The organism is Pseudomonas sp. GW821-FHT10C09, assembly GCF_059415465.1.
This window is the reverse complement of the sequence record NZ_JBWKNG010000020.1, coordinates 72,426-88,508: the sequence shown is the minus strand read 5'-3', so window position 1 is coordinate 88,508 and position 16,083 is coordinate 72,426. Positions and strand designations below refer to the sequence as shown.

13 protein-coding genes are annotated in these 16,083 nt (G+C 59.5%); 3 read left to right on the top strand and 10 right to left on the bottom strand.

What is annotated here, in order from left to right; genetic code table 11:
• Positions 1-122: 122 nt before the first annotated feature.
• The 6 genes from AC07N8_RS21080 to AC07N8_RS21055 are packed head-to-tail and all read right to left on the bottom strand — an operon-like array spanning position 123 to position 6,077.
• Entirely contained in the window at positions 123-1,865 is a 1,743-nt protein-coding gene (locus tag AC07N8_RS21080; RefSeq protein ID WP_483842742.1) for an ABC transporter substrate-binding protein, read from the bottom strand.
• Between the two features lie 47 nt (positions 1,866-1,912).
• A complete protein-coding gene (locus AC07N8_RS21075; RefSeq protein ID WP_027925091.1) occupies positions 1,913-2,185 on the bottom strand; it encodes a DUF2160 domain-containing protein in 273 nt (90 codons plus the stop codon).
• Between the two features lie 10 nt (positions 2,186-2,195).
• Complete coding sequence (locus tag AC07N8_RS21070; RefSeq protein WP_027925090.1) at positions 2,196-2,996, bottom strand: carbohydrate ABC transporter permease; 801 nt, start codon at positions 2,994-2,996, stop codon at positions 2,196-2,198.
• Between the two features lie 8 nt (positions 2,997-3,004).
• Positions 3,005-3,871, bottom strand: a complete 867-nt coding sequence (locus tag AC07N8_RS21065) for a carbohydrate ABC transporter permease (protein ID WP_027925089.1) — start codon at positions 3,869-3,871, stop codon at positions 3,005-3,007.
• Positions 3,868-4,983 (bottom strand): ABC transporter ATP-binding protein, encoded by a 1,116-nt coding sequence (locus AC07N8_RS21060; RefSeq protein WP_483842741.1) that lies wholly within the window; start codon positions 4,981-4,983, stop codon positions 3,868-3,870. Before AC07N8_RS21060 ends, AC07N8_RS21065 begins: the two co-directional genes overlap by 4 nt.
• A complete protein-coding gene (locus AC07N8_RS21055) occupies positions 4,983-6,077 on the bottom strand; it encodes an ABC transporter ATP-binding protein (RefSeq protein WP_027925087.1) in 1,095 nt (364 codons plus the stop codon). Before AC07N8_RS21055 ends, AC07N8_RS21060 begins: the two co-directional genes overlap by 1 nt.
• Before the next feature lie 418 nt (positions 6,078-6,495).
• On the opposite strand from AC07N8_RS21055, the gene AC07N8_RS21050 reads away from it, so the two are divergent.
• A complete protein-coding gene (locus AC07N8_RS21050; protein WP_493145374.1) occupies positions 6,496-8,331 on the top strand; it encodes a sigma-54-dependent Fis family transcriptional regulator in 1,836 nt (611 codons plus the stop codon).
• Between the two features lie 202 nt (positions 8,332-8,533).
• On the opposite strand, the gene cysS is transcribed toward AC07N8_RS21050, so the two are convergent.
• Together cysS and AC07N8_RS21040 are read right to left on the bottom strand one after the other, a co-directional pair.
• Entirely contained in the window at positions 8,534-9,916 is a 1,383-nt protein-coding gene (gene cysS, locus AC07N8_RS21045) for a cysteine--tRNA ligase (protein WP_483842738.1), read from the bottom strand.
• 18 nt (positions 9,917-9,934) lie between these two features.
• Positions 9,935-11,635 (bottom strand): glutamine--tRNA ligase/YqeY domain fusion protein, encoded by a 1,701-nt coding sequence (locus tag AC07N8_RS21040; protein WP_493145372.1) that lies wholly within the window; start codon positions 11,633-11,635, stop codon positions 9,935-9,937.
• Positions 11,636-11,883: 248 nt separating this feature from the next.
• Here AC07N8_RS21040 and AC07N8_RS21035 point away from each other — a divergent pair, with 248 nt between their 5' ends.
• Positions 11,884-12,387, top strand: coding sequence for a peptidylprolyl isomerase (locus tag AC07N8_RS21035; RefSeq protein ID WP_483842736.1), 504 nt, complete (start codon positions 11,884-11,886; stop codon positions 12,385-12,387).
• Entirely contained in the window at positions 12,384-13,136 is a 753-nt protein-coding gene (gene lpxH / locus AC07N8_RS21030; RefSeq protein ID WP_493145370.1) for a UDP-2,3-diacylglucosamine diphosphatase, read from the top strand. The genes AC07N8_RS21035 and lpxH overlap by 4 nt, the downstream gene beginning before the upstream one ends.
• Before the next feature lie 126 nt (positions 13,137-13,262).
• Here lpxH and AC07N8_RS21025 read toward each other — a convergent pair whose 3' ends face one another.
• Positions 13,263-14,792 carry a DHA2 family efflux MFS transporter permease subunit gene (locus tag AC07N8_RS21025; RefSeq protein ID WP_493145368.1) on the bottom strand — a complete coding sequence of 510 codons (1,530 nt, stop codon included), beginning with the start codon at positions 14,790-14,792 and terminating at the stop codon, positions 13,263-13,265.
• A gap of 61 nt (positions 14,793-14,853) precedes the next feature.
• A complete protein-coding gene (locus AC07N8_RS21020) occupies positions 14,854-16,071 on the bottom strand; it encodes an HlyD family secretion protein (RefSeq protein ID WP_493145366.1) in 1,218 nt (405 codons plus the stop codon).
• Positions 16,072-16,083 lie beyond the last annotated feature (12 nt).

Sequence of the window (16,083 nt, the reverse complement as noted above, 5' to 3'; positions counted from 1 at the left end):
GTACACAAAATCGGATGTCACCTCGGCCCAATGTGGGAGTGAGCCTGCTCTCGATAGCGGTTTATCAGGCACAAACAAAAACGGCACCTTTCGGTGCCGTTCGTTTTGCTCAGTAAAGAGGCTTACTTACGCGCATCCGCCCACGATTTCAGCAGTTCGTTGTAGTTCACGGTTTCGCCTTTCGGCTTCTCGTTCGCCAGCTTAGGCTTCGGTGCGCCCGGTTGATCGAACCAGTATTGCGCATCGCGCTCGGGGTTCATTTTCGGGGCGCAAGTGGTTTGCGCTTTCGAGCGTTCCAGACGGGACATGATCGCGTCCTGATCCTTGGCCAGACCGTCCAATGCCTCTTGCGGGGTTTTCTCGCCGCTCGCCGCTTCGGCGATGTGGCTCCACCACAGTTGCGCCAGACGCGGATAGTCCGGCACGTTGGTCCCGGTCGGGGTCCATTGCACACGCGCCGGGCTGCGGTAGAACTCGACCAGACCACCGAGTTTCGGTGCCAGGTCGGTCATCGCTTGCGAGTTGATGTCCGACTCGCGGATCGGCGTCAGGCCGACGATGGTTTTCTTCAGCGACACGGTTTTCGAGGTCACAAACTGCGCATACAGCCACGCCGCCAGTTTCTGTTTCTCAGGCGTGGACTTCATGAACGTCCACGAACCCACGTCCTGATACCCGAGTTTCATGCCCTCTTCCCAATACGGACCACGCGGCGATGGCGCCATGCGCCACTTCGGCGTGCCATCGGCGTTGACCACCGGCAGGCCCGGTTTGGTCATGTCGGCGGTGAACGCGGTGTACCAGAAGATCTGTTGGGCGATGTTGCCCTGAGACGGTACCGGCCCCGACTCGGAGAAGGTCATGCCCGCCGCTTCCGGTGGTGCATAGGCTTTGAGCCAGTCGACGTATTTCTGGGTGGCAAAGACTGCCGCCGGGCCGTTGGTGTCGCCACCGCGGGTCACGCTGGAACCCACCGGGTGGCAATCCTCGACGCGAATGCCCCACTCGTCCACCGGCAAACCGTTCGGCAGGCCTTTGTCGCCACCACCGGCCATGGAGAACCAGGCATCGGTGAAGCGCCAGCCCAGCGACGGGTCTTTCTTGCCGTAGTCCATGTGCCCGTAAACCCGCTTGCCGTCGATTTCCTTGACGTCTTCGCTGAAGAATTTGGCGATGTCTTCATAGGCCGACCAGTTCACCGGCACGCCCAATTCGTAGCCGTACTTCTCCTTGAACTTGGCTTTCAGGTCCGCACGTTCAAACCAGTCGGCGCGGAACCAGTACAGGTTGGCGAACTGCTGGTCAGGCAGCTGATAGATCTTGCCGTCCGGCGCGGTGGTGAAGGAAATGCCGATGAAGTCCTTGATGTCCAGGGTTGGCGAGGTATACGCCTTGCCTTCGTTGGCCATCAAGTCGGTGATCGACTCGGTCTTGCCATAGCGAAAGTGCGTACCGATCAGGTCCGAGTCGTTGACCCAGCCGTCATAGATGCTCTTGTCCGACTGCATCACGGTCTGCAGTTTTTCCACCACGTCGCCTTCTTGCAGCAAGTCGTGGGTCACCTTGATCCCGGTGATCTCGGTAAAGGCCTTGGCCAGCACCTTGGACTCGTATTCGTGGGTAGTCAGGGTTTCCGATACGACTTTGATGTCCATCCCGCGAAACGGCTCGGCCGCCTTGATGAACCACTTCAATTCCGCGAGCTGCTGGTCGGCCGTCAGGGTGGACGGTTTGAACTCGGCGCCAATCCATTTCTTCGCAGCGTCTTCATAGGCGTCGGCCCAGGCCGCAGCGCTCAACCCACTGAGTGCCAGCATGGCTGCCAATGAAATGCTATGTCGCAGCTTATTGTTTTTGTCGAACATAGAGACCTCCTGTTTGATTTTCGGAGCAACATTGCCGAGCGATTCGACTAGCCCCAACGCATCACAGCCAACAGCCACACCAGGGACAACGCGGACGCTACCCAGATGCTCCAGTCGGTCACGCCGATTACCAGCAAATGCAGGTAGGCGCTGCCGAGAAGACCGATAAACAGCCGATCGCCACGGGTGGTGGCAATCGGCAACAAACCCCGCCGAAGAATGCTCGGCGAACGCAACTCCCAGGTCGTCATGCCCACCAGAATCAGGCCAATGACAATGAAGAACGCCGCGGTGGGGACCGTCCAACTCATCCATTCCATCATCAGCTCCTCATACCCGGCCGAGGGCAAAGCCCTTGGCCACGTGGTTGCGAACAAACCAGATCACCAGCATGCCCGGCAGGATGGTCAACACCCCCGCCGCCGCCAGCACGCCCCAATCGATGCCGGACGCCGAGACGGTACGCGTCATCACCGCCGCAATCGGCTTGGCGTTGACCGACGTCAGCGTGCGCGCCAAGAGCAACTCGACCCAGGAAAACATGAAGCAGAAAAACGCCGTGACACCGATCCCGGAGCCGATCAGCGGGATGAAAATCTTCACGAAAAACTTGGGAAAACTGTAGCCGTCGATGTAGGCGGTTTCGTCGATTTCCTTCGGAACACCGGACATGAAGCCTTCAAGAATCCACACCGCCAACGGCACGTTAAACAGGCAATGAGCCAAGGCCACGGCGATGTGCGTGTCGAACAATCCAATTGAGGAATACAGCTGGAAGAACGGCAGCAGGAACACTGCCGGTGGCGCCATGCGATTGGTCAGCAGCCAGAAGAACAGGTGCTTGTCGCCGAGGAAGCGATAGCGCGAAAACGCATACGCCGCCGGCAGCGCCACGCTCAGGGAAATCACCGTGTTCAGGCTCACGTAGTACAGCGAGTTGAGATAACCGGTATACCAGCTCGGATCGGTGAAAATCACCTTGTAGTTATGCAAGGTGAAGTCCGAGGGAAACAGCGTCAGGCCGCCGAGGATTTCGGTGTTGCTCTTGAACGACATGTTCAGCAACCAGTAGATCGGCACCAGCAGGAACAGGATGTAGATCAGCAGCGGGATGAGTTTTCTCTTGCTCATGATGGGCCTCAGCGGTTGGCGTCAGAGTGAGTCATGGCGGTGTAGAACAGCCAGGACACCAACAGGATGATCAGGAAGTACACCAGCGAAAACGCCGCTGCCGGTCCCAGGTCGAATTGCCCTACGGCCATCTGGGTCAACGTCTGACTGAGGAACGTCGTGGCATTCCCCGGCCCGCCACCGGTCAGCACGAACGGCTCGGTGTAGATCATGAAACTGTCCATGAAGCGCAGCATCACCGCGATCAGCAGCACGCTTTTCAGCTTGGGCAACTGAATGTGCCGGAACACTGCCCAGGCCGAGGCCCGATCAATCCGTGCCGCCTGGTAATACACGTCCGGAATCGCTCGCAACCCGGAGAAACACAGCAACGCCACCAGCGACGTCCAGTGCCACACGTCCATCACCAGCACCGTGACCCAGGCGTCCATGGTGTTCGATGCATAGTTATAGTTGATGCCCATCGCATTCAGGCTCGAACCCAACAGGCCGATGTCGGCGCGGCCGAAAATCTGCCAGATGGTGCCGACCACGTTCCAGGGAATCAGCAGCGGAATGGCCAGGATGATCAGCACCAGCGACGACCAGCGCCCCTTGGTCGGCATGGTCAGGGCGATGGCGATGCCCAGCGGGATTTCGATCAACAGCACGCAAGCGGAGTAGATGAACTGCCGCAAAAGAGAGTCATGCAGGCGCGGATCGAGCAGCACTTGCTTGTACCAGTCGGCGCCGACGAAGTAGCGGCTGGACTGGTCGAAGATATCCTGCACCGAATAGTTGACCACCGTCATCATCGGGATCACCGCACTGAAGGCCACCAGCAGGAACACCGGCAACACCAGCCACCAGGCCTTGTTGTTTTGCACCTTGTTCATGGCTGCACTCCGTTATTGGCTTGCGCTGGCAGCAGATATTCATCGGCATAGACCATCAACCACTGCGCCGGAAAACTGATGTACGCCGTGCCTTCCGGCACCGGTTTGTCTTCGGCCAGGCGCACTTTCAGCGGCGCGCCGTCGAGGTTCAGGGTCAAGATTTTGTAGGTGCCAAGGTCTTCGATGTGTACGACCTGTGCCTGCATTGCGTCATCAAAGGGTTCTTCCCACACGTGGACGAACTCCGGGCGGATACCGACTTTCAGGGTTTTCCACTCGGACTCGGCGATGCGCTGCTGTTGCGCCTCGGACAGCGGCAGGTGCGTCGAGGCGAACCCCACGCCTCCCGGTTGCGGCGTGACCTCGATCAGGTTCATCCCCGGGCTGCCAATGAAGTAGCCGACAAAGGTGTGGCTCGGCCGTTCGAACAGTTCTCGCGGCGTGCCGAATTGCACGATCTGCCCTCCGTACATCACCGCGATCTTGTCGGCGAAGGTCGAAGCCTCCAGCTGATCGTGGGTGACGTAGACCATGGTGATGTTGAACTGCTCGTGGATCTGCTTGAGCTTGCGTCGCAGCTTCCACTTCAGGTGCGGGTCGATCACGGTCAGCGGTTCATCGAACAGGATCGCCGAGACGTCATCACGCACCAGCCCACGGCCCATGGAGACTTTCTGCTTTTCGTCGGCGGTGAGGTTGCTGGCCTTTTTGCTCAGCAGTGCCTGCAGGTCAAGGACCTCGGCAATTTCCTGCACCTTGGTGTGAATTCTCGCCTCGGCCATGCCCTGATTACGCAGCGGAAACGCCAGGTTATCGAACACGGTCATGGTGTCGTAGACCACCGGGAATTGAAAAACCTGGGCAATGTTGCGCTTCTCCGGCGTCAGGTCGTTGACCGCTTTGCCGTCGAACAACACATGCCCCTGCGAGGGGCTGAGCAGCCCGGAAATGATGTTGAGCAAGGTCGACTTGCCGCACCCCGAAGGCCCAAGCAACGCATAGGCGCCGCCCTGCTCCCAGATGTGGTCCATCTCGCGGATCGCGTAATCCTCGGGGCCGGACGGGGTTTTGGTGTAACTGTGGGCGAGGTTCTGCAAACGGATTTCAGCCATCAGGCAACCCTCGCAATACGGCGACCGGGCGCCTGGACCAGACGTCCCTGCGCATCGAACACAAACAGTTTATGGGTCGGGATATAGATGCGGATCGGCGCGTCGACGTCGTATTCGTGAACACCAGGCAAGTGCAGCACCAACAGGAAATGCTCGTTGCGCACGTGCAGGAAAGTTTCCGAACCGCTGATCTCGGCGACCTCGACGGTCACGGCCAGTTCCAGGTCATCGTCGTTGCTCGGCACCAGCGAAATGTGGCTTGGCCGCACGCCAAAGCGGAACTCGCCCTCGCCAACCGGCCGCAAATCCACGTTCAACGGGAAGTGCACGAAGTTGGCGAAGCTGACTTCGTTGCCGGCAATCCGTCCCGGCATCAGGTTGATCGGCGGCTCGGAGAACAGCTCTGCCGCGAGCACGCTTTGCGGCTGGTGATAGACCTCGGACGACTTGCCGCTCTGGATCACCCGACCTTCGTGAAGAATGGTCGTGGTGCCGCCCAGTGCCAGGGCTTCGTTGGGTTCGGTGGTGGCGTAGATGGCGATGGTGTGTCGCGCCTTGAACAGCTCGCGCATTTCCTGGCGCAGTTCTTCGCGCAGCTTGTAATCGAGGTTGACCAGCGGCTCGTCGAACAGGATCAGCTCGGCGTCCTTGACCAGTGCGCGGGCCATGGCCGTGCGCTGTTGCTGGCCGCCGGAGAGTTCAAGGGGATGGCGCTGGAGGAACTTCTCGATGCGCAGCATCTTCGCGGTTTCCAGCACTTTGCTCTGGATCAGTTCGTTGGACACACCGCCCTGGCGCAACGGCGAGGCAATGTTCTCGAAGACGGTCATGGTCGGGTAATTGATGAACTGCTGATAGACCATCGACACGTTGCGCAGGCGCACCGGGCGCTGGGTGACGTCGACGCCGTTCATGAGGATGCGGCCGCTGTCGGGCTTGTCCAGCCCGGCCATCAGGCGCATCAGACTGGTTTTGCCGGACAGCGTGCGACCGAGCAAAACGTTGAAGGATCCGGGTTCAAAACTCAGGCAGGCATCGTCGATCCAGGTCTGGCCCTCGACGGTGCGGCTGACGTGCTCCAGGGTTAATGACATGGCTCGGCCTTTTTTATTATTTGGAGTCAAGCGACCGGAGCTACAGAGCGAGTTTCGTGCCAGAAATTGCAAGCCATTGATCCGACTTGAAAATCTTTGTATGAGCAGGGTGAACGCTTTCGTTGCTGAACAAAAATGAACAGCCTGAACTGAACAACTGAACAATCCGGCGGTTGACAATGAACAATCGTGAACAACACTCTACGGATGTTTTTGCCCCACCCGCAGATGCGCAACGTCGCTAAACCTGTGGGAGCGAGCCTGCTCGCGAAGGCGGTGTGTCAGTCGATATAAATGTTGAATGTTGTATCGCATTCGCGAGCAGGCTCGCTCCCACATGGAGTTCGTCGCCACCCCGGGGTTTGTGCAGCAAAACCAATCATAAAAACAATAAAAGCTTGCTCAGAGATCGACTGCCATGGCCGCACCCGCCTCGCCGCTCTCCCACGACGCCGTCATTCAGGACTCCTGGAAGCGTTGCCGCGCCTTCGGCCTCAACCACCAGAGCGCCCCGGCATTCGATCAACTGCCGGCCGAAGGCATCGCCCAATTGCTGGAGAGCCAGCACTCCCTGGTGCAGACCACGCATCAGGAAGTCCTGCCGTATTACGAAAACATCCTGAGCAATTCCAATTGCCTGATCATGCTCGCCGACAATCAAGGCCAAGTCCTGACGTCGTGGGGCACCCAGCGCTTTATCGAGCCGAGCCTGACCCGTGGTTTCAGCGCCGGCGCCAGCTGGATGGAGCGTTGCAGCGGCACCAACGCCATCGGCACCGCCCTCGCCTGCGAGCAGGCCGTGCACATCGAACACGATGAACACTTTCTGAAAGCCAACCGCTTCATGACCGGTTCCGCCGCGCCGATTTTCGATGCCGAGCGCAAGGTGATCGCGGTGCTGGACGTGTCCAGCGACAGCTACCTGCCACCGTCCCACACCCTCGGCATGGTCAAGATGATGAGCCAGACCGTGGAAAACCGGCTGATTCTCAACCTGTTCCATGGCCAACATTTTCAACTGACCTTCAACACCGGGTTGAACAACCTCGACAGCCAGTGGGCCGGGTTGTTGATCTTCGACGAGACCGGCCAGGTACTGTCCGCCAACCGCCGCGCCGACAATCTGCTGGGCATCAGCCTGTCGCGGGTCAGCGTCGAAAGCCTGTTCAAGGTGTCGCTGCTGGAATTACTGAACCAGCCCGACGGTTTGCCGTTCGCCCTGCAAGCCTCGGGGCGCAACCGCTTCCAGTGCCTGCTGAGGCGGCCGAAACAGGTGCCGATTCAACCGCGGCTGTTTGCGGAGCCAGTGGTCGTGGCGGCTCCCGAAACGATCAGCCTCAACACCCTGCACTTCGGCGACAGCCGCGTGGAAAAAGCCGTGCGTCAGGCTGAACGCCTGCTGGAGAAAGACATTCCGCTGTTGATTCACGGCGAAACCGGGGTCGGCAAGGAAGTCTTCGTCAAAGCCTTGCACCAGGCCAGCTCGCGCAGCAAACAACCGTTCATTGCCGTCAACTGTGCAGCGATCCCCGCCGAACTGGTGGAATCCGAGTTATTTGGCTACGAGAAAGGCGCATTCACCGGCGCCAACCAGAAAGGCAGCATCGGACTGATCCGTAAGGCGGATAAGGGCACCCTGTTCCTTGATGAAATCGGCGACATGCCGCTGCCGACTCAAGCCCGGTTGTTGAGGGTATTGCAGGAACGTTGCGTGCAACCGGTGGGCAGCAGCGAGCTGTTCCCGGTCGATATCCGGATTATTTCAGCGACCAACCGTGCGTTGCGTGAGCAAGTGCAACTCGGTCGGTTTCGCGAAGACCTGTATTACCGGATCGGCGGCTTGACCCTGGAATTACCGCCCCTGCGCGAACGCAGTGACAAGCAGGCCTTGTTCAAACGTTTGTGGGAGCAGCACCGGGAGCCATCGCAATGGGCCGGGTTGAGCCGTGAAGTGCTGGAGCTGTTCGGCCGTCATCCGTGGCCGGGGAATTTGCGTCAGGTCAGCAGCGTGATGCAGGTGGCGCTGGCCATGGCCGAAGAGCAGCCGGTACGGCCGGAGCATTTGCCGGATGATTTTTTTGTCGATCTGGAGATGGAACCGGTGGATTCGCCTGAAACGCTGGCGGTGGATTTGAATGATGTCGAGGATTTGAATCGGCAGTTGCGCGCGGCTGGGGGGAATATTTCGCATCTGGCCCGGCGGTTGGGGGTTAGCCGCAATACCCTCTATAAGCGATTGCGCCAGGCTGAGTGATGAGTGAACTGTACTGGCTGTGGTTGGCTTGAGACCTTCGCGAGCAGGCTCGCTCCCACAGGGGATTTGTGTCGTGCCGAAGATCGACTGTGGGAGCGAGCCTGCTCGCGAAGGCATCAGCCCTGTCACCACAAACCTAAAACCCTGCACATAAACAAAAACCCGCACAAGGCGGGTTTTTGTTTTGTAGCGGATAACCCAATCAGTCAGCCAAACGCCAGGTCGTGCCGCCCTTCCCGTCTTCCAGCACCACGCCCATGGCGGTGAGCTGGTCGCGGATGCGGTCGGATTCGGCCCAGTCTTTACCGGCACGAGCCGCCAGACGCGCAGCGATCAACGCATCAACTTCAGCGGCATCCACCCGCCCTTCAGCGCCGGCCTGCAAGAAGTCATCAGCCTCAAGCTGCAACACGCCCAACACGCTCGCCAGTTCTTTCAGACGCGCCGCCAGACCCGCCGCCGCATTGAGATCGCTCTCGCGCAGACGGTTGATCTCGCGCACCATTTCGAACAGCACGGCGCAGGCTTCCGGCGTGCCGAAGTCGTCGTTCATCACCTGAGTGAAGCGCTCGACGAAGGCTTCGCCGCCGGCCGGTGCCACGTTCGGCAGGCCTTTGAGCGCGTGATAGAAACGCTCTAGGGCGCCCTTGGCGTCCTTGAGGTTGTCTTCCGAGTAGTTGATCGCGCTGCGGTAGTGGCTCGACACCAGCAGGTAACGCACGACTTCCGGGTGGTACTTTTCCAGCACGTCACGAATGGTGAAGAAGTTGTTCAAGGACTTGGACATCTTCTCGCCATTGATACGAATCATGCCGCAATGCATCCACGCGTTGGCGTAGGTCTTGCCGGTGGCCGCTTCGCTCTGGGCGATTTCATTTTCGTGGTGCGGGAACTCGAGGTCGCTGCCGCCGCCATGAATGTCGAAAGTCTCACCCAGGCAGCAGGTCGACATCACCGAGCACTCGATGTGCCAGCCCGGACGACCGTCGCCCCACGGCGAAGGCCAGCTCGGCTCGCCCGGCTTGGCGCCCTTCCACAGCACGAAGTCCAGCGGGTCCTGTTTGGACTCGTCGACTTCGATGCGTGCGCCGATGCGCAGGTCTTCGATCTTCTTGCGCGACAGCTTGCCGTAGCCCATGAACTTGGCGACGCGGTAGTACACGTCGCCATTGCCCGGGGCGTAGGCGTAACCCTTGTCGATCAGGGTCTGGATCATGCTCAACATACCCGGAATGTGATCCGTGGCACGCGGCTCCATGTCCGGTTTGAGGATGTTGAGGCGCGCCTCGTCCTCGTGCATCGCAGCGATCATGCGTTCGGTCAGCGCATCGTACGGCTCGCCGTTCTCGCGGGCACGATTGATGATCTTGTCTTCAATGTCGGTGATGTTGCGCACATACGTCAGGTTATAACCGCTGAAGCGCAACCAGCGGGTCACCAGGTCGAATGCGACCATGCTGCGGCCATGGCCAATGTGGCAGTAGTCGTACACGGTCATCCCGCAGACGTACATGCGCACATTGTTGCCATCCAGCGGCTTGAAGACTTCTTTGCTCTTGGTGAGCGTGTTGTAGATCGTTAGCACTTTAAAAACTTCCTTGAATCACTGGCCCCACGAATCACGCAGGGTCACGGTACGGTTGAATACCGGAGCGCCCGGTTTCGAGTCCTTGATATCCGCGACGAAGTAACCTTCGCGCTCGAACTGGAAACGGTCTTCCGGCTGTGCGTTGCCCAGCGAGGGTTCAGCACGACAACCGGTGAGTACCTGCAGCGAGTCAGGGTTGATGTTGTCCAGGAAGCTGGCGCTGTCTTCAGCCTTTTCAGGGTTGGCCGAACGGAACAGGCGATCGTACAGACGTACTTCGCACTCGACGCTGGCAGCGGCCGGCACCCAGTGCACCACGCCTTTGACCTTGCGGCCTTCAGGGTTCTTGCCGAGGGTTTCCGGGTCGTACGAGCAACGCAGTTCAACGATGTTGCCATCGGCGTCCTTGATCGCTTCGTCGGCGCGGATCACGTAGCTGCCACGCAGACGCACTTCGCCGTTGGGTTCCAGGCGCTTGTAGCCTTTTGGCGGCTCTTCCATGAAGTCATCGTGGTCGATGTAGATTTCACGGGCGAACGGCAGCTTGCGCACGCCCAGTTCTTCTTTCTGCGGATGACGCGGCAGTTCGAGGTTCTCGACCTGGTCTTCCGGATAGTTGGTGATTACCACCTTCAACGGACGCAGCACGCACATGGCGCGCGGGGCGTTCGCGTCCAGATCCTGACGGATGCTGAACTCGAGCATGCCGAAATCGACGACGCCGTCAGAACGGTTGGTGCCGACCATGTCGCAGAAGTTGCGGATCGACGCAGGCGTGTAGCCACGGCGGCGGAAGCCCGACAGCGTCGACATGCGCGGATCGTCCCAACCGAACACGTGCTTTTCATCGACCAGTTGCTTGAGCTTGCGCTTGCTGGTGATCGTGTAGTTCAGGTTCAGGCGGCTGAATTCGTACTGACGCGGGTGCGCCGGCACTGGCAGCGCGTCCAGGAACCAGTCGTACAGCGGACGGTGGCTTTCGAATTCCAGGGTGCAGATCGAGTGGGTGATGCCTTCGATGGCGTCCGACTGACCGTGGGTGAAGTCGTAGTTCGGGTAAATGCACCACTTGTCACCGGTCTGGTGGTGATGCGCGTGACGGATGCGATACATGATCGGGTCGCGCAGGTTCATGTTCGGCGAGGCCATGTCGATCTTGGCTCGCAGCACGCGTGCGCCGTCCTGGAATTCGCCGGCCTTCATGCGGGCGAACCAGTCGAGGTTTTCTTCCACGGAGCGATCACGGAACGGGCTGTTCTTGCCCGGCTCGGTCAGGCTGCCACGGTATTCCTTGGCCTGTTCCGGGCTCAGGTCGTCGACGTAGGCCTTGCCGGCCTTGATCAGTTCAACGGCCCAGTCGTGCAACTGGTCGAAATACTGCGAGGCGTAGCGCACTTCGCCGGACCATTCAAAGCCCAGCCATTTGATGTCGCTTTCGATCGCGTCGATGTATTCCTGGTCTTCCTTGGCCGGGTTGGTGTCGTCGAAACGCAGGTGGGTAACGCCGCCGAATTCCTGGGCCAGGCCGAAGTTCACACAGATCGACTTGGCGTGACCGATGTGCAGGTAGCCATTGGGCTCAGGCGGGAAACGGGTGACGATCTGCGTGTGCTTACCCGAGTCCAGGTCCGCCTGGATGATCGGGCGCAGGAAATTGACCGGCACGGCAGGGCCGGTCTTGGCATTCGAGGTAGGGTCGACAGTGGGCTTGCTCATAGGATCCTTGAACGTACAAGTGCGCGGCCGGAGAAGGCCAAGTAAAACAAAGCCGCTATCATAGCCGATGCTGTCAAGCACCTGACAGAGCGCGCCTGCAAACGGTCGTATTTAATAGGCCATAAATGAAAAACAGCCTCGAAATTCGCGCCCGGCACGCTAAACTGCGCACCTTGGCTGTTACTGGCCAGACCGGTTGGGGGCTGTAATAGCCCGAAACCCACGAATTCCTAGAAAGAGTACCGATCATGACCCAAGTCAAACTGACCACCAACCATGGCGACATCGTCCTGGAACTGAACGCTGAAAAAGCCCCGATCACCGTGGCCAACTTCATCGAGTACGTTAAAGCCGGTCACTACGAAAACACCGTTTTCCACCGTGTCATCGGTAACTTCATGATCCAGGGCGGCGGTTTCGAGCCAGGCATGAAAGAAAAGAAAGACAAGCGCCCAAGCATCCAGAACGAAGCCGACAACGGCCTGCCGAACGTGAAGTACAGCGTTGCCATGGCCCGCACCATGGAGCCGCATTCGGCTTCCGCCCAGTTCTTCATCAACGTGGCTGACAACAGCTTCCTGAACCACAGCGCCAAGACCACTCAGGGCTGGGGCTACGCCGTATTCGCCAAAGTCGTTGCAGGCCAAGAAGTGGTCGACAAGATCAAAGGTGTTTCCACCACCATGAAGTCCGGCCACCAGGACGTACCAGCAGACGACGTGATCATCGAGAAAGCCGAGATCATTGAGTGATACTGCTGATTTCAGATTTGCATCTGGAAGAGGAGCGCCCGGACATTACCCGGGCGTTTCTGGATTTGCTCGCCGGACGCGCCCGCTCGGCGAGTGCGTTGTACATTCTGGGCGACTTTTTCGAAGCGTGGATTGGCGACGACGCCATGACGCCCTTCCAGCGTTCCATCTGCCAGGCCCTGCGCGAATTGAGCGACAGCGGCACGGCCATTTTCCTGATGCACGGCAATCGCGACTTCATGCTCGGCCAGGCCTTCTGTAAACAGGCCGGCTGCACGTTGTTGAAGGACCCGAGTGTCGTACAGTTTTACGGTGAGCCGGTGCTATTGATGCACGGCGACAGCCTCTGCACCCGCGACGAAGCCTATATGAAGCTGCGTCGCTACCTGCGCAACCCGATCAGCCTGTTCATCCTGCGGAATTTGCCACTGCGCACCCGGCACAAGCTGGCGCGCAAGCTGCGCAGTGAAAGCCGTGCGCAAACGCGGATGAAGGCCAATGACATTGTGGATGTCACGCCGGAGGAAATTCCGCGGATCATGCAGGAATATGGCGTGAAAACCTTGATCCACGGCCATACCCACCGCCCGGCCATCCACAAATTGCAGCTGGGCGAACAAGCGGCCAAACGCATTGTGCTGGGGGATTGGGATCGCCAGGGCTGGGCGTTGCAGGTGGATGAGAACGGGTTTGCGCTTGCGCCCTTCGATTTCACGCCGCCAGCGCAACTGGCAGCCCCCACGAACTGACAGGCCACCACAGATCCCATTGTGGGAGCGAGCCTGCTCGCGAATGCGGTGTGTCAGTTGATATAGATATTGACTGACAGGATGCTTTCGCGAGCAGGCTCGCTCCCACAGGGTTTTGTGTTTGGGTCAGTGACCGGAAGCAGCCGGCCCCGCTTTCGCTGCAAACGGCGGTTTTGCCAGCCACACAATCAATATCAACCCCATGAATCCCCACCCCAGCAACGTGAAGTAATCCACGGTGGAGAGCATGTACGCCTGACTGGTCAGCACATGGTCGAGCTGCGCATAGGCCGGGTTACCCGCCCCGCCCAAGGTGTTCAGTGCATCGCGGGTGGCCGGGTCGAACGTGGTGATGCTTTCGCTCAGATACGCATGGTGCTGATCCGCCCGGCGAATCCAGATCCAGGTGGTCAACGATGCCGCAAAACTACCGCCGAGGGTCCGCAGGAAGGTCGCCAGGCCCGCACCATCGGCGATCTGGCTCGGTGGCAGGTCCGACATCAAGATGCTCAGGGTCGGCATGAAGAACAGCGCCACGCCAATGCCCATGAACAGTTGCACCAGGGCGATGTGCTGGAAGTCCACTTCATTGTTAAACCCGGCACGCATGAAGCAGCTCAGGCCAATGGCCAGGAACGCCAGACCGGCCAGCAGACGCAGGTCGAACTTGTGCGCGTACTTGCCGACAAACGGCGACATCAGCACCGGCAGAATCCCGATCGGTGCAACTGCCAACCCCGCCCATGTCGCGGTGTAGCCCATCTGGGTTTGCAGCCATTGCGGCAGGATCAGGTTGATGCCGAAGAACCCGGCGTAACCGAGAACCAGCACCAACGTGCCGATACGGAAGTTGCGGTAGGCGAACAGCCTCAGGTTCACCACCGGGTGCTTATCGGTCATTTCCCAGATGATGAACACCGCCAGCGCTATCACGGAAATGGCGGAGCTAATCAGGATGAAATTCGACTCGAACCAATCCAGGTCATTGCCCTTGTCGAGGATAATCTGCAACGCACCGACGCCAATGATCAACGTGATCAGCCCCACGTAATCCATCGGTTGGCGGCTGGTTTCCACCGGGCGTGCCTTGAGTTGCTGGCGCACCACCATCACCGCGAAGATGCCGATGGGCACGTTGATGAAGAAAATCCACGGCCAGCTATAACTGTCGGTAATCCAGCCACCGAGAATCGGGCCGGCAATGGGCGCCACCACCGTGACCATCGCCAGCAACGCCAGGGCCATGCCGCGCCTCGCGGGGGGATAGACCGCGATCAGCAGCGTCTGGGTCATCGGGTACAACGGACCGGCCACCAGGCCTTGCAGCACCCGAAAACCGATCAGTTCCGGCATCGAAGTCGAGATGCCGCAGAGAAACGAGGCCAGCACAAACAGCACCGTGGCCCAGAGAAACAGCTTCACTTCACCGAAGCGGCGGCTGAGCCAACCGGTCAGCGGCAGCGCAATGGCGTTGCTCACGGCAAAGGATGTAATCACCCACGTGCCCTGCTCCGAACTCACGCCCAGGTTGCCGGAAATGGTCGGCAGCGCCACGTTGGCGATGGTGGTGTCGAGCACTTGCATAAAGGTCGCCAGCGACAGGCCGATGGTGCTGAGCAACAGGCTGGGCGGCGTGAAAGAGGCGTTATTGCTCATCGCTAATCCTTTGAAACCTGATTGGCGCCGCGCCTGTTACAGACGCAGCTGACCTTGTGGATCAGCGTTGCGCGGTCTTGCTGACCGCAGCGCTGTTGTCGTGGATCAACTGAGTGATCATCGCGTCGGCTTCAGCCAACTGACGGTCGTAGACGTTGGTGCTGAACGAGGCCTTTTGTGGCGGCTGTTGCGCCAGCACCGGGCCGCTCTGGTCGTGCAGGTTCACGTCGACCTGCGTCGACAGCCCCACGCGCAACGGGTGCTTGGCCAGTTCTTCGGCGTTGATGTGGATCCGCACCGGCACGCGCTGGACGATCTTGATCCAGTTACCGGTAGCGTTCTGTGCCGGCAACAGGGCAAATGCGCTGCCGGTACCGGCGCCGAGGCTGTCGATGGTGCCGCTGAATTTCACGTCGCTGCCGTACAGGTCGGCCTGGATGTCCACCGGCTGACCGATGCGCATGTCACGCAGCTGGGTTTCCTTGAAGTTGGCATCGATCCACAGCTGATCCAGCGGAATCACCGCCATCAGCGCAGTGCCCGGCTGTACCCTTTGACCCAACTGCACGGAACGCTTGGCCACATAACCGGTGACCGGTGCAATCAAGGTGCTGCGTGAGTTGTTCAGGTAGGCCTGACGCAGTTGCGCGGCCGCCGACATCACGTCCGGGTGCGACGAGACCACGGTGTCATCGACCAGCGCACTGGTGGTTTTCAATTGCTGCTTGGCGTTGGCCAGGGCGTTTTGCGCCGAGGTCAGGTCGTCGCGAGCGTGGGACAGCTCTTCCTGGGAAATCGCACCGCCGGCGGCGAGGTTTTTCCGGCGATTGAAGTTGTCCTGGGCCTTTTGCACTTCAGCCTGCTGCGCGTTGACCTGGGCTTTCATACCGTCGACGTTACTGTACAAACCGCGTACCTGGCGCACGGTGCGCGCCAGATTGGCCTGTGCACTTTGCAGGCCGACTTCGGCGTCATTCGGGTCGAAGTTGATCAGCACCTGACCTTCGTGGACCAGGTCACCGTCATCGGCGCCGATGCTGACCACGGTGCCGGTGACCAGCGGGGTGATTTCCACCACGTTGCCGTTCACATAGGCGTCATCGGTGCTTTCGTTCCAGCGCCCGTAGAGTTCGTGATAACCCCAGACGCCGACTCCGGCGAGGACGACCAGGATGGCCAGCGCGACCAGCATGACTTTGCGTTTACGCGGATTGCTCGTGTCTTGAGCGTTCTCCGGCGCTGTGTTGGTTGGAGCAGCAGGTGTATCGACAGTGGCCATGACAAATACCTT

Bases quoted from the DNA above. Each gene is read 5' to 3' on its own strand.
- AC07N8_RS21035 (WP_483842736.1), top strand. From the start codon at position 11,884: ATGACCCAAGTCAAACTGACCACCAACCATGGCGACATCGTCCTGGAA.
- AC07N8_RS21055 (WP_027925087.1), bottom strand. From the start codon at position 6,077: ATGTCATTAACCCTGGAGCACGTCAGCCGCACCGTCGAGGGCCAGACC.
- AC07N8_RS21025 (WP_493145368.1), bottom strand. From the start codon at position 14,792: ATGAGCAATAACGCCTCTTTCACGCCGCCCAGCCTGTTGCTCAGCACC.
- AC07N8_RS21040 (WP_493145372.1), bottom strand. From the start codon at position 11,635: ATGAGCAAGCCCACTGTCGACCCTACCTCGAATGCCAAGACCGGCCCT.
- AC07N8_RS21070 (WP_027925090.1), bottom strand. From the start codon at position 2,996: ATGAGCAAGAGAAAACTCATCCCGCTGCTGATCTACATCCTGTTCCTG.
- AC07N8_RS21060 (WP_483842741.1), bottom strand. From the start codon at position 4,983: ATGGCTGAAATCCGTTTGCAGAACCTCGCCCACAGTTACACCAAAACC.
- AC07N8_RS21080 (WP_483842742.1), bottom strand. From the start codon at position 1,865: ATGTTCGACAAAAACAATAAGCTGCGACATAGCATTTCATTGGCAGCC.
- AC07N8_RS21065 (WP_027925089.1), bottom strand. From the start codon at position 3,871: ATGAACAAGGTGCAAAACAACAAGGCCTGGTGGCTGGTGTTGCCGGTG.
- AC07N8_RS21050 (WP_493145374.1), top strand. From the start codon at position 6,496: ATGGCCGCACCCGCCTCGCCGCTCTCCCACGACGCCGTCATTCAGGAC.
- AC07N8_RS21020 (WP_493145366.1), bottom strand. From the start codon at position 16,071: ATGGCCACTGTCGATACACCTGCTGCTCCAACCAACACAGCGCCGGAG.
- AC07N8_RS21075 (WP_027925091.1), bottom strand. From the start codon at position 2,185: ATGGAATGGATGAGTTGGACGGTCCCCACCGCGGCGTTCTTCATTGTC.